At 63.3% G+C, this 12,575-nt stretch carries 14 protein-coding genes; 2 read left to right on the top strand and 12 right to left on the bottom strand.

The features are described from left to right. Nucleotides 1–43 precede the first annotated feature (43 nt). Nucleotides 44–2,164, top strand: coding sequence for a prolyl oligopeptidase family serine peptidase (locus E4L98_RS25410; RefSeq protein ID WP_135204325.1), 2,121 nt, complete (start codon nt 44–46; stop codon nt 2,162–2,164). A gap of 34 nt (nt 2,165–2,198) precedes the next feature. Here E4L98_RS25410 and E4L98_RS25405 read toward each other — a convergent pair whose 3' ends face one another. From E4L98_RS25405 to E4L98_RS25350, 12 genes are all read right to left on the bottom strand, one after another. After that, entirely contained in the window at nt 2,199–2,879 is a 681-nt protein-coding gene (locus tag E4L98_RS25405; protein ID WP_267874928.1) for an RNA pseudouridine synthase, read from the bottom strand. Continuing rightward, nucleotides 2,872–3,882, bottom strand: a complete 1,011-nt coding sequence (gene ltaE / locus E4L98_RS25400; RefSeq protein ID WP_135204323.1) for a low-specificity L-threonine aldolase — start codon at nt 3,880–3,882, stop codon at nt 2,872–2,874. Before ltaE ends, E4L98_RS25405 begins: the two co-directional genes overlap by 8 nt. Further along, nucleotides 3,882–4,769, bottom strand: coding sequence for a class I SAM-dependent methyltransferase (locus E4L98_RS25395; RefSeq protein ID WP_135204322.1), 888 nt, complete (start codon nt 4,767–4,769; stop codon nt 3,882–3,884). Before E4L98_RS25395 ends, ltaE begins: the two co-directional genes overlap by 1 nt. Beyond that, nucleotides 4,756–4,950, bottom strand: coding sequence for a Fe-S cluster assembly protein IscX (gene iscX, locus E4L98_RS25390; protein WP_135204321.1), 195 nt, complete (start codon nt 4,948–4,950; stop codon nt 4,756–4,758). Before iscX ends, E4L98_RS25395 begins: the two co-directional genes overlap by 14 nt. A gap of 2 nt (nt 4,951–4,952) precedes the next feature. Beyond that, nucleotides 4,953–5,294, bottom strand: a complete 342-nt coding sequence (gene fdx, locus E4L98_RS25385) for an ISC system 2Fe-2S type ferredoxin (RefSeq protein WP_135204320.1) — start codon at nt 5,292–5,294, stop codon at nt 4,953–4,955. 20 nt (nt 5,295–5,314) lie between these two features. After that, a complete protein-coding gene (gene hscA, locus E4L98_RS25380; RefSeq protein ID WP_135204319.1) occupies nt 5,315–7,195 on the bottom strand; it encodes a Fe-S protein assembly chaperone HscA in 1,881 nt (626 codons plus the stop codon). Nucleotides 7,196–7,293: 98 nt separating this feature from the next. After that, nucleotides 7,294–7,809, bottom strand: a complete 516-nt coding sequence (hscB, locus tag E4L98_RS25375; RefSeq protein WP_135204318.1) for a Fe-S protein assembly co-chaperone HscB — start codon at nt 7,807–7,809, stop codon at nt 7,294–7,296. A gap of 6 nt (nt 7,810–7,815) precedes the next feature. Continuing rightward, the gene (iscA, locus tag E4L98_RS25370; protein WP_135204317.1) at nt 7,816–8,139 is read right to left on the bottom strand and encodes an iron-sulfur cluster assembly protein IscA; all 324 of its coding nucleotides are present in this window, start codon (nt 8,137–8,139) and stop codon (nt 7,816–7,818) included. A 45-nt stretch (nt 8,140–8,184) separates the two neighbouring features. Continuing rightward, a complete protein-coding gene (gene iscU / locus E4L98_RS25365) occupies nt 8,185–8,580 on the bottom strand; it encodes a Fe-S cluster assembly scaffold IscU (protein ID WP_135204316.1) in 396 nt (131 codons plus the stop codon). 24 nt (nt 8,581–8,604) lie between these two features. Beyond that, the gene (locus E4L98_RS25360) at nt 8,605–9,861 is read right to left on the bottom strand and encodes an IscS subfamily cysteine desulfurase (RefSeq protein ID WP_135204315.1); all 1,257 of its coding nucleotides are present in this window, start codon (nt 9,859–9,861) and stop codon (nt 8,605–8,607) included. 41 nt (nt 9,862–9,902) lie between these two features. Continuing rightward, nucleotides 9,903–10,379: a Fe-S cluster assembly transcriptional regulator IscR gene (gene iscR / locus E4L98_RS25355; protein ID WP_135204314.1), complete on the bottom strand. Its 477-nt coding sequence runs from the start codon at nt 10,377–10,379 to the stop codon at nt 9,903–9,905. Nucleotides 10,380–10,490: 111 nt separating this feature from the next. Continuing rightward, on the bottom strand, nt 10,491–11,270 hold the full coding sequence (locus tag E4L98_RS25350) for a uracil-DNA glycosylase family protein (protein WP_135204313.1): 780 nt from the start codon (nt 11,268–11,270) through the stop codon (nt 10,491–10,493). Nucleotides 11,271–11,379: 109 nt separating this feature from the next. Between E4L98_RS25350 and E4L98_RS25345 the strand changes: the two genes are divergently transcribed. After that, a complete protein-coding gene (locus E4L98_RS25345) occupies nt 11,380–12,399 on the top strand; it encodes a S41 family peptidase (protein WP_135204312.1) in 1,020 nt (339 codons plus the stop codon). Nucleotides 12,400–12,575 lie beyond the last annotated feature (176 nt).

The following is a 12,575-nucleotide window of genomic DNA, read 5'->3' as shown; positions in this document are numbered from 1 at the left end:
TCTTCCGTGGCAAAATGGGTGTTTTCGCCACGGAGGATTGCACATGAAAGCTGTCGGAGTTCTACTAGCCCTGACCGTCTCGGCCACCTTTGCCGCCGACATTCCGCCGGCGCCGGTGGCGCGCGTCGCGCCGGTCACCGATACCTACTTCGGCGAAGCCATCGTCGACCGTTACCGGTGGATGGAGAACGACAAGGATCCCGACTGGCTGCCGTTCCTCAAGCAGCAAAACGCTCATGCCCGCGCCGTGCTCGATATGCTGCCCAAGCGCGATGAGCTGCTGAAACGCATCCAGCAACTGTCCGGGGACATCGCCGCCACCTCGCGCGTGCAGAAGGCCGGCGCACGGCTGTTCTTCCAGCAGCGTCCCGCCGGCTCCAACAACTATAAGCTGTTCGTGCGCGAAAACGGCAAGGACCGCGTGCTGGTCGATCCCACCACGCTGGACACCAAGACCAGCCATACCTCGCTGGACTGGTGGCAGGCCTCGCCCGACGGCAGCAAATTGGTCTACGGCCTGTCGCAGGACGGCAGCGAGGATTCGGTGCTGCACATCATGGACGTGCGCAGCGGCACGGTGCTGAAGGAGCGCATCGCCGATACGCAAGCCGCGAACCCGAACTGGCTGGACGACGGCTCCGGCTTCTTTTACACCCAGCTGACCGGCAAGGTGAACACGCCGGAACGCTTCCTTGACGCGCAGGCGCGCTTCCACAAAATCGGCAGCGATCCTGCCAAAGATCCCGTCCTGATGAAGCGCGGCCTGGATGCTGCCGTGGCTTACGAAAAAATCCAGATGCCCTTCATCGGCGTGGCGCCGCATGCGCAAAGCGCGGTGCTGATCCTGGCCGACGTGCGCCAGGAAAAACGCATCTACACCGCGCCGCTCAAGGAGGCCCTCAGCGGCAAGGCAAAATGGAAGCTGGCCGCCGACTTTGAAGACGAAGTCACCGAACTCGATCTGCACGGCGACGATCTGTATCTGCTATCGAACAAGGGACATCCGCGCGGACGCCTGCTGAAAACCTCGGCCAGGTCGCCGTCGCTGAGCAGCGCCAAGGAGGTGGTGGCGGAATCCGCCATCGTGCTGCAAGGACTGGCGCGCGCGAAAGATGGCCTGTACATCCGCGCCATGGATGGTGGCCTCGGTCGCCTGCGGCGACTGGACGCAGACGGCAAGCTTGCCGACATCGCCCTGCCCTTCGACGGCACGCTCGGCTCCGTGGAAGCCGATCCGGACGCGCCGGGCGCGCTGGTGATCCTGTCCGGCTGGCTGCAACCGAGCGGCGTCTGGTCGGTCGCCACCGACGGCAAGCTGGCCGATACCGGCATCACGCCCAAACCGACGATCGACGTCAGCGCCTACACCACCGAGCGGCGCTACGCCACCGCCAAGGACGGCACCAAAATCCCGTACTCGCTGATCTATAAAAAAGGCCTGAAGATGGACGGTTCCAACCCGGCCTTCATCTCGGCTTACGGCAGCTATGGCGCGGCCGCCTACACGCCCTCGTTTGCGGGCAAGACGCTGGCCCTGGTCGATCAGGGCGCCATCGTCGGCTACGCCAACGTGCGCGGCGGTGGTGAATTCGGCCGCGAATGGCACCGCGCCGGTCAACTGGAAAACAAACCCAACACCTGGCGCGACCTGATCGCCGTCTGCGAAGACATGCAGGCCAAAGGCTACACCTCGCCTGCCCACCAGGCCATCGGCGGACGTTCGGCCGGCGGCATCACCATGGGCCGCGCGCTGGAAGAACGGCCCGATTTGTTTGCGGCCGTGGTGTCCGGCGTCGGTTGGCACAACCCTCTGCGTTACGTCGCGGAGCAAAACGGCTACGGCGAAGAACCTGAGTGGGGCGCGATCGCCGATCCGGCCGGCTTCAAGGCGCTGAAAAGTATCGACAGCTATCAGCAGGTGGTGGACGGCGTCAAATATCCTGCGGTGCTGCTGACCACCGGCGTCACCGATCCCCGCGTGGCGCCCTTCCATCCGGCGAAGATGGCGGCACGCCTGCAGGCGGCGACAGCCAGCGGCAAACCGGTGCTGCTGCGCGTGGACTTCGATGCCGGCCACGGCATGGGATCGACCCGCGCGCAACAGGACGCGGAAGCGGCCGACACTTACGCCTTCATCCTGTCGCAGACCGGGGGAGCCAAATGACGACTGCCCGTTCGGCGCTTGCACAGCGCGGTCGCTAGAAGCGCTCGTAGTCCTGCAGATAGCGCCATTCGCCGGCCGGCAGGCTGGCCATGGCGATGCGGCCGATGCGGATGCGCTTCATGCTTACCACGGTCAGACCGACTTCCTTGCACAGCTTGTCGATCAGGCCAAGCTTCAGGCCCTTGATGGCGAAGCGCAGGCGGTTTTCGTTTTGCCAGCTCACTTTGCCGTTGATCTGGTTCAGCTGCTGCAGGCCGTTTTCGATGATGTCGCCGGTGACTTCGACGATGATCTCCTGCTCCACCGTGTCGTCGCTGAACTTGCGGGCGACGCGGAAATCCTGGGTGAACACGGTCAGGCCGCTGGCCTTGGCGTCCAGCGGCAGCACCTGCGTCAGATTCGCGACATGACGCTTGAGGAAGCGCTTGCCCGGCACGCTGCGCGTCTGCGTTTCCGCTTTCAGCAGATGCTGCGGCTGGCCGTCGCCGGCCGGTTTGTGCAGCAGCATGGTGACGGGTACGATCTCCAGCAAGGTCGCGTCATCGGCGACGGTGATCTGCTGTTCAGGCGTGACGCGCGCGCCCGGCTCTTCGGTGATGACACCATCGACGCTGACAAAACCGCCTTCGATGTACAACTCCGCCTCGCGGCGCGAGCAAGGTCGCATCTCCGCCACGCGCTTTGCGAGGCGGATGCTGTTGTCGTCGTTATCCAAAAAAGTCTCCAAACACGGTGATGGCACGCTCGATGTCCTCGCGCTTCGCATCCATGTGCGTGACGATGCGCAGGCGCGGCGCCAGCGAGACGCGGATGCGCGTCAGTTCCAGCACATCGCCCAGGCCCTTGAGCACGAACTGTGGAATGTCGACGTAAAAGATATTGGTCTGCGGCGTGCTGACCTTGATGTTCTTCATCTTCGCCAGTTCGCCGGCGAAGTAAGCGGCGTTGTCGTGGTCTTCGGCCAGGCGCGGGATGTTGTGCTCCAGCGCATACAGGCCGCCGGCCGCGATCACGCCGGCCTGGCGCATGCCACCGCCCAGCATCTTGCGCCAGCGCTTGGCGTCCTTGATGAAAGGACGGCTGCCCAGCAGCAGCGAACCAACCGGCGCGCCCAAGCCCTTGGACAGGCAGACGGAGACGGAATCGAAACCTTTCACGACCTCACGCGGGGTGAGACCCAGCTTGACGGCCGCATTGCAGATGCGCGCGCCATCCAGGTGGGCGGACAGGCCCTTATCATGCGCCAGCGCAGTCGCCTGCTGCACGTACTCCATCGGCAGCACGCGGCCGTTGATGGTGTTTTCCAGCGCCAGCAATTTGGTGCGAGCGAAGTGAAAATCATCCGGCTTGATGTAGGACTCGATGTCGGCCAGCGCGATGCTGCCATCCGGCTGGTTGATGATGGGCTGCGGCTGTATGCTGCCCAGCACCGCCGCACCGCCGCCTTCATAGCGATAGGTATGCGCTTCCTGGCCGACCAGGTACTCGTCGCCGCGACCGCAGTGCGCCAGCAACGCCAGCAGATTGCTCTGCGTGCCGGAGGGCGCGAACACCGCATCCTCGAAGCCGAACAAATCGGCAGCATATTCCTGCAGGCGGTTGACGGTTGGATCGTCGCCATAAACGTCATCGCCGACGTCGGCCGCATTCATGGCTGCGCGCATCGCTGCGCCGGGACGGGTGATGGTGTCGCTGCGCAGATCGAGCCAGTTGTCCATTACGCTGCCTCTTCGGTAAAGAATCGGGTGCTCATTTCCTGCAGGCCGACGGTGTCCAGCACTTCCTTCAGACGCTCGGCCGGACGCTTGCGCGGCAGGTTTTTATAGGTGGCGATGATCAGTTCATTTTTCATCGAGTGCTCCCAGCCCACCAGCTCGGTCACATTGACCTGGTAGCCGTGCGCTTCCAGCTGCAGGCAGCGCAGCACGTTGGTGATCTGGCTGCCGAATTCGCGCGTGTGGATCGGGTGGCGCCAGATTTCGGTCAGCGCGGACTTGCCCAGCGACTGGCCCTTGTTCTTCTTCAGCACCGACGCGACTTCGGCCTGGCAGCACGGCACCAGTACCATGAATTTGGCCTTCTTCTTCAGCGCGAACTGGATGGCGTCGTCGGTGGCGGTGTTGCATGCGTGGAGCGCGGTGACGATATCGATCTGCTCCGGCAGCAGCTTCGATTCGGTGGACTCGGCCACCGACAACGGCAGGAAGGACATGCCGGGGAAGTTGAACTGCTTGGCCAATTCCTGCGAGCGGGCCACAAGTTCCTCGCGCGTCTCGATGCCGTAGATGTGCGAATCGCCCTGCAGCGCCTTGAAGAACAGGTCGTAGATGATGAAGCCCAGGTAGGACTTGCCGGCGCCGTGATCGACCAGCGATACGCTGTCCTTCTCGGCCAGCACTTCCTTCAGCAGCGGCTCGATGAACTGGTACAGGTGATACACCTGCTTCAGCTTGCGGCGGCTGTCCTGGTTCATCTTGCCCTCGCGGGTCAGGATGTGCAGCTCCTGCAGCAGCGCGACAGTCTGACCTTCGCGGATTTCGGGCATGTTGTCGGCGCTGGTGACGGTGGCACCGATCTGGTGTACCGGTTTCTTAGGCTGCTTCATCGATCCATGCCTGCTGAACTGCTTCGAGGACTTTCTCGCCACCGCGCGACTTGTCGTCATCAAAATCTTCGAGCTCGATGATCTTGTTGTGCAGATCGGTGAAGCGGATGGTGGCCGGATCGACGTCCGGGTACTTGTCGTACAGCGCTTCCGCAATCGCGGTGATGTCAGTCCACTTCATGATCAGTGACCGCCTTCGCTAGCGTGATTGATGGTGTACTTCGGAATTTCGACAACCAGATCCTCGTCGGCCACCACGGCCTGGCACGACAGGCGCGAGACCGCTTCCAGGCCCCAGGCCTTGTCCAGCAGGTCTTCCTCGGTTTCGCTGGCCTCGTTCAGCGAATCGAAGCCTTCGCGCACCAGCACGTGGCAGGTGGTGCAGGCGCAGGACTTCTCGCAGGCGTGCTCGATGTGGATGTCATTCTCCAGCATGACGTCGCACAGCGTCTTGCCGGCTGGGGCATCGACCACCGCGCCGTCCGGGCACAGTTTTGCGTGGGGCAGGAATACGATTTGTGGCACTTGTTTACCTCTTTATATGTTTAAACGACCTGGTCCAGCGCCTTGCCGGCCAGCGCGCTGCGCACGCTGCGGTCCATGCGGCGCGATGCGAATTCTTCGGTGCCATGTGCCAGCGCTTCCACGGCCGCCTTGACGGCCAGATGATCGACCGCGCCGGTCTGCGACTGCGCCAAGATCTCGCGGGTGCGGGCCATCAGCGCATCGACCGCGACACGCTCGTCGTCCGACAGCAGCTCCGCATCCTCCTCCAGCGCGGCCTGGGTCGCCAGCAGAATGCGTTCGGCTTCCACCTGCTCTTCGCGCAGCGCGCGCGCCTTCATATCGACTTCGGCCGACTTGTAGGAATCCTGCAGCATGCGCGCCACATCGTCATCGCCCAGGCCATAGGCCGGCTTGACGCTGATCGACGCTTCCACGCCGGAGCGCAGCTCGCGCGCCGACACCGACAGCAGACCATCGGCATCGACCTGATAGGTGATGCGGATGCGCGCCGCGCCGGCCGCCATCGGCGGAATGCCGCGCAGCTCGAAGCGCGCCAGCGAACGGCAATCGGCCACCAGTTCGCGCTCGCCCTGCAGCACGTGCACCGCCAGCGCGGTCTGCCCATCCTTGAAGGTGGTGAACTCCTGCGCGCGGGCGCACGGGATGGTCGAATTGCGCGGAATGATCTTTTCCACCAGACCGCCCATGGTCTCGATACCGAGCGACAGCGGGATCACGTCCAGCAGCAGCCAGTCATCACCAGGGGCGCGGTTGCCGGCCAGCAGATTGGCCTGCACGGCGGCACCCAGCGCGACCACCTTGTCCGGATCAATGTTCGCGTGCGGCGTGGTGTGGAAGTATTCGCTGACCGCACGGTGCACATGCGGCATGCGGGTGGCGCCGCCGACCATCACCACGCCATCGACATCGTCCGCATCGACATTGGCGTCGCGCAGCGCCTTCCTGATGGCCTTCATGGTCTTGTCGATCAGGTGCCTGGTGATCTCCTGGAAGGTCTCGGCGGTAATGTTGATGTGCACCTGCTCGCCCGACTTCAGCGCCGCGTCGACAATCACTTCCGACTTGGTCGACAGCAGTTCCTTGGCTTCGCGCGCCTTCACCATCAACAGCGCGGTGTCCTCGTCCGACAGCGGCGCCAGCTTCTCCTGCTGGTGGATATAGCAGAACAGGCGGTGATCGAAATCGTCGCCGCCGAGCGCCGAATCGCCGCCGGTGGCCAGCACCTCGAACACGCCCTTGCTCAGCTTCAGGATCGAAATATCGAAGGTACCGCCGCCCAGATCGTAGACGGCGAAGATGCCTTCCGAACCGTTATCGAGGCCATAGGCGATGGCGGCGGCGGTCGGCTCGCTCAGCAGGCGGAGTACATTCAGACCGGCCAGCTGGGCCGCGTCCTTGGTGGCCTGACGCTGCGCGTCATCGAAATACGCCGGCACCGTGATCACCGCGCCGACCAGATCATCGCCGAGCGAATCTTCGGCACGCTGGCGCAGCGTGGCCAGAATCTGCGCCGACACCTCGACCGGACTTTTCACGCCGGCGATGGTATTCAGCTGCACCATGCCTGGCTTGTCGACGAAATCGTAGGGCAGGTTTTCCGCGTAAGCGATATCGGCCAGACCGCGGCCCATGAAACGCTTGACGGACACGATGGTGTTCTTCGGATCGATGGTCTGCGCGGCCTGCGCCTTGTAGCCGATATTGGCATGGCCATTCGGCAGATAACGCACCACGGAAGGCAGCAGCGCGCGGCCGTCCTCATCGTTGAGCACTTCTGGAATGCTGTTGCGGACAGTCGCCACCAGCGAATTGGTGGTGCCCAGATCGATCCCCACCGCCAGCCGGTGCTGGTGCGGCGCGGTCGACATGCCGGGTTCGGAAATTTGCAGAAGTGCCATTGTGTACCTTTAATTCGGGGTCAGAGCCGACATTCGGACACGGGCTCAACTATTTAATGCTTGAGTTCGTGTCCGAATGTCGGCTCTGACCCCACTTTTTATGCTTCGATTGCTTCAAAGGCGAAGCGGACTTCTTCGCCGAATTTTTCGAGGAACATCAGCGCGCGCACGCCTTGGGCGGCGGCGGCGAAATCGCCTGCGTCAATCTGTTGTTCGATCTGCGCCAGTTGCTGCTTGCGGGCGCCGCGCAGTTGCTGGTCCAGCGCTTCCAGCGCGTCGCTGTCCTTCGCGGCGCGGGCGTCGCCCAGTTCTTCGCGCCATTCCATCTGCTGCATCAGGAAGGCCATCGGCATCGCCGTGTTCGACTCGGTCTGCAGATCGACGCCATTCAGCTCGCACAGGTACTGCGCGCGCTTCTGCGGATTCTTCAGGGTCTGGTAGGCTTCGTTGGCGCGGGTGGCCCATTGCATCGCCACGCGCTTTTCGGCGTCGGTGGCGTTGACGAATTTGTCGGGATGGACGCGGTTCTGGACGTCGCGGTAGGCGCTGTCCAGCGCCCCCGCGTCTACGGCAAACTGCTGCGGCAGATGGAACAGCTCAAAGTGATTTTGCATGACCGGTCAGACGCGGAAGCTTTCACCGCAACCGCAAGCGTCTTTCTCGTTCGGGTTGTTGAACTTGAAGCCTTCGTTCAGGCCTTCGCGCGCGAAGTCCAGCTCCGTGCCGTCGATGTACGGCAGGCTTTTCGGATCGACGAACACTTTCACGCCGTGCGATTCGAACACGCTGTCCTCGTCCGCCACTTCGTCCACATATTCCAGCTTGTAGGCCAGACCCGAGCAGCCGGTGGTGCGCACGCCGAAGCGCAAACCGACGCCCTTGCCACGACGCTCGATGTAGCGGTTGATGTGTTTCGCTGCCTTTTCGGTCAGGGTGATTGCCATGTGATTCTCCGTTGTCGTTCCCGCCTGCGCGGGAACGGCACATAGTTACGCCGCGGCGGCGGCGCCGTGCTTAGCCTGGTAGTCCTGTACTGCCGCCTTGATGGCGTCTTCCGCCAGGATCGAGCAGTGGATCTTCACCGGCGGCAGCGCCAGTTCTTCCGCGATCTGGGTGTTCTTGATGGCCAGCGCCTGGTCCAGGGTTTTGCCCTTGACCCATTCGGTCACCAGCGAGCTCGAGGCGATGGCCGAACCGCAGCCATAGGTCTTGAACTTGGCGTCTTCGATCACGCCGTCGGCGCCGACCTTGATCTGCAGCTTCATCACGTCGCCGCAGGCCGGCGCGCCGACCATGCCGGTGCCGACGCTGTCATCGCCTTTTTCGAAGGCGCCGACGTTGCGCGGGTTTTCGTAGTGGTCCAACACTTTATCCGAGTAAGCCATTTTGTGCTCCTGTATCTTTAAAAATTAGTGGGCTGCCCATTGGATCGAATTGATATCGATACCTTCCTTGAACATGTCCCACAGCGGCGACAGTTCGCGCAGTTTGTTGACCTTCGACTTCATCAGATCGACCGCGAAGTCGATGTCGGCCTCGGTGGTGAAGCGGCCGATGGTGAAGCGGATCGAGCTGTGCGCCAGTTCATCGCTGCGGCCCAGGGCGCGCAGCACATAAGATGGTTCCAGCGAGGCCGAAGTACAAGCGGAACCGGACGACACGGCCAGGTCTTTCACGGCCATGATCAGCGATTCGCCTTCGACGTAGTTGAAGCTGACGTTCAGGTTGTGCGGCACGCGGTGGTCCATGTCGCCGTTGATGTAGGTTTCCTCGATTTCCTGCAGGCCCTTGGCCAGACGGTCGCGCAGCGCCTTGATGCGGGCGATCTCGCTGTCCATCTCGACCTTGGCCAGGCGGAACGCCTCGCCCATGCCGACGATCTGGTGGGTCGGCAGGGTGCCCGAGCGCAGACCGCGCTCATGGCCGCCGCCGTGCATCTGCGCTTCGATGCGCACGCGCGGCTTGCGGCACACGTACAGCGCGCCGACGCCTTTCGGACCATAGGTCTTGTGGGCGGTGAAAGTCATCAGGTCGACCTTGGTTTTTTGCAGGTCGATGTGCACCTTGCCGGTGGCCTGCGCCGCGTCGCAGTGGAAGATGATGCCTTTCGAGCGGCAGAATTCGCCGATTTCCGCGATCGGCTGAATCACGCCGATCTCGTTGTTCACGTACATGACCGAGATCAGGATGGTGTCCGGACGCACGGCGGCGGCGATCTGCTCCACGCTCACCAGGCCGTTATCCTGCGGGTCCAGGTAGGTGGCTTCAAAACCCTGGCGCTCCAGTTCACGCACGGTGTCCAGCACGGCCTTGTGCTCGGTCTTGACGGTGATGATGTGCTTGCCCTTGGTCTTGTAGAACTGCGCGGCGCCCTTCAGCGCCAGGTTGTTCGACTCGGTGGCGCCGGAGGTCCAGATGATTTCACGCGGATCGGCGTTGACCAGCGCGGCGACGTTGGCGCGCGCCTCTTCCACCGCCTTTTCCGCGGTCCAGCCGTACATGTGGCTGCGCGAGGCCGGATTGCCGAACTGCTCGCGCAGATACGGGATCATGGCGTCGGCCACGCGCGGATCGATCGGCGTGGTGGCCGAATAGTCCATGTAGATCGGGAAATGCGGCGCGGTCTGGAAGTTCACGTCAGCGATCTTTTTTTCTGGTGCGTTCATCTGGGGTTACTCCGTTCTGTAATCGTTTTGGGCAAAAGCGCTCAGCCAAGCGCGGCTTGGTTGCGGTGCATGACCACGACGTTCTGCTCAGCGTTCTTTTGCTTCTGTTGATCGACCAGATCCTGCAAGGATACGGAATCCAGATAATCAACCATCTTTTCATTCAGCGTGGCCCACAATTCGTGGGTCATGCAGCGCGCGCCGCTGTGCGCGTCGGCGCCATGGCAATTCTCCTTGCCGCCGCACTGGGTCGCGTCCAGCGGCTCATCGACGGCGATGATGATGTCGGCCACCGTCACCTTGTCGGCGCGGCGCGCCAGGCTGTAGCCGCCGCCCGGACCGCGGATGGACTCGACGATCTCGTGCCGGCGCAGCTTGCCGAACAACTGTTCCAGATAAGACAGCGAAATCGCCTGCCGCTGGCTGATGCCAGACAGCGTGACGGGGCCTTTGCCCTGGCGCATGGCCAAATCAATCATCGCAGTCACGGCAAAACGGCCTTTGGTGGTCAGACGCATCACTACCTCGGTTCGGGTTAAAATATCGATCTTTCCGCTAATCAAAACCCGGATTAGTTGATCGATTTAGTCAAGTATACCAAACTTTAATAAAGCTTGCTGGCGACCACCTCATCGCCCTTGCAGCAACCGCATGGGCTGGAACAGCTGATGCATAAGCTTATTGCCAATAAAACTAAGGTTATACGGATGTTCCGCGACGATTTGCGGAAAACGTTTCATGACTGGCAACTTGCTCAGCAGCTCGGCGATCTTCCCCCACAGAATCATGGTTGGCGTGACCGCCGCCTGGTCGGCCAGCCCGGCCATGACGGTCTCGAAGAATGGCAGCCAGGCCTTGGCGTCCTTGGCCGGCGCCACGTGGCTGCGGAAGACCAGCGAGGCATTGAGCAGCAAAAATCCCTGTTCGGTCAGCTTTTGCTGCATCTCGGCCAGCGTCAGGATGTGGCTGCCGGCGCCGCTGCGCGCCCGCGCCGACACTGCCGCCATGGCCGCGCCGGCCGTGTTCTCCAGCTGCAACTGGCCATCGGCCACCAGCAGCATCTTCATGAAGTTGCGCAGCGAGGTGGCCTTGTTGACCGGCTTGGACAAGCCGCCGCCGTCCTCGTCCGACCACAGGCTGCCGACCGCCCCATCCATGAAACAGACGCCGGTGGCGCTCTCTGCTCGCGGATATGGTCCCTCGCCGACCAGTACATACTTCACCCTGTCCAACGGCTGCGCGAAGGCGGCGAACAGGCGCTGCTCCGTCGGCAGATACTGATCCTGCGCCAGCTGCGGCAGATAGTCGGGGGTGGCCTGCATCATCGCCTCCAGGCCCTTGCGCAACAGCGGGTGCCAGGATGCATCGGCGCGCGCCAGCGCGTCCAGGATGGTGGTCGGGATCGTCATGGGGACATCGTTTTCGGGGAAAGGCGGGATTGTACCGCGCCGCCGAGGTTTTCTGATCGGAAAGTGTTAAGATTGCCGGGGAACTAATTCATGCTGGAGGAGGACTACTTTGAGCCGTAACGCCTGGTTTGCCGCCTTGCTGATGCTGTCGCCGGGCGTGGGTGCGCAAACGCCGCCGCCGCCGCTGGACGAGGCGCTGGATGCGCCCGCGCGCGCCCACATCGTCGGCGAATACGCGCGGCGCCTGACGGGCCAGCACGTCGACGCGGCGCGCGCCAAACAGGCGGCCGACGAGTTGCGCCGCCGACTGGCGCACGGCGCTTACGACGAATTGCGCACCGCCCGCAGTCTGGCGGCGCAGGTGACGCGCGACGTGCAGGCCATCATCCCGGACCGCCACACCTACCTCGAATACGTGCCCTACGACCTCAGCGACGAGCGCCAGCGCCCGGCCGCGCCACCGGCGCCGGCCGACAACTACGGCTTGCGCAAATATCAGCAGCTCGGGGCCAACATCGGTTATCTGCAGATCACCCGCTTCGGCCCGCTGCACCGGGCCTCGCTGGAGGCGGCCGGCCGCTTCATGGCCCAGGCGGCCGATGACGATGCCCTGATCATCGACCTGCGCGAAGCCGGCGGCGACGGCGAGGCGATGGCGGCCCTGCTGTCCAGTTACCTGCTGGATGACAAGCGCAGCTATGTCTTCAAGGACAAGCGGCTGCACCTGCACGACCAGGTCGATCGCGACGGCCGCGCGCTGCAGGAATACTGGACCGACGACGACTTGCGCGGCGCCCGCTTCGGCGGCGACAAGCCGCTGTTCGTGCTGATCAGCGAGCGCACCAGCGGCGCCGCCGAAGCCTTCGCTTACGATCTGCAGCAATACCAGGGCCGCGCGGTGGTGGTCGGCGCGCCGAGCGCCGGCGACGCGGTGGTCGGCGCCAGCCAGCCGTTGTCGCGCCAGTTGCGTGGCGTCATCGCCGTCACCCGCGCCGTCAACACCTCGAGCCGCGCCAACTGGCAGACGGTGGGCGTGCAGCCGGACCGCATGGTCCGCCCCGCCGATGCGCTGGACAGCGCCACCGCCCTGGCCAGACAGGCCATCCACACGCACGCCCTCACGCGCTGAGCGACGCCCCCCCCTAAAAATCAGGAAAGACTTGCGGCCACGCGGCTTTTGCCGCACCATGCATTTATATCAACCCGATTGGGGAGGCGGCCATGGCAACTCCTGATATTTCGAGGCTGAAAATCGACCGCGACGACAAGCCGCCCGCGCCCGGCCAGGCCGGCGCGCCGGGGGCG

The sequence above is a fragment of the Duganella callida genome, assembly GCF_004614165.1.
GTDB lineage: Bacteria > Pseudomonadota > Gammaproteobacteria > Burkholderiales > Burkholderiaceae_D > Rugamonas > Rugamonas callida.
The sequence above is the reverse complement of the archived record's forward strand: the minus strand, read 5'-3'. Positions and strand labels throughout refer to the sequence as shown.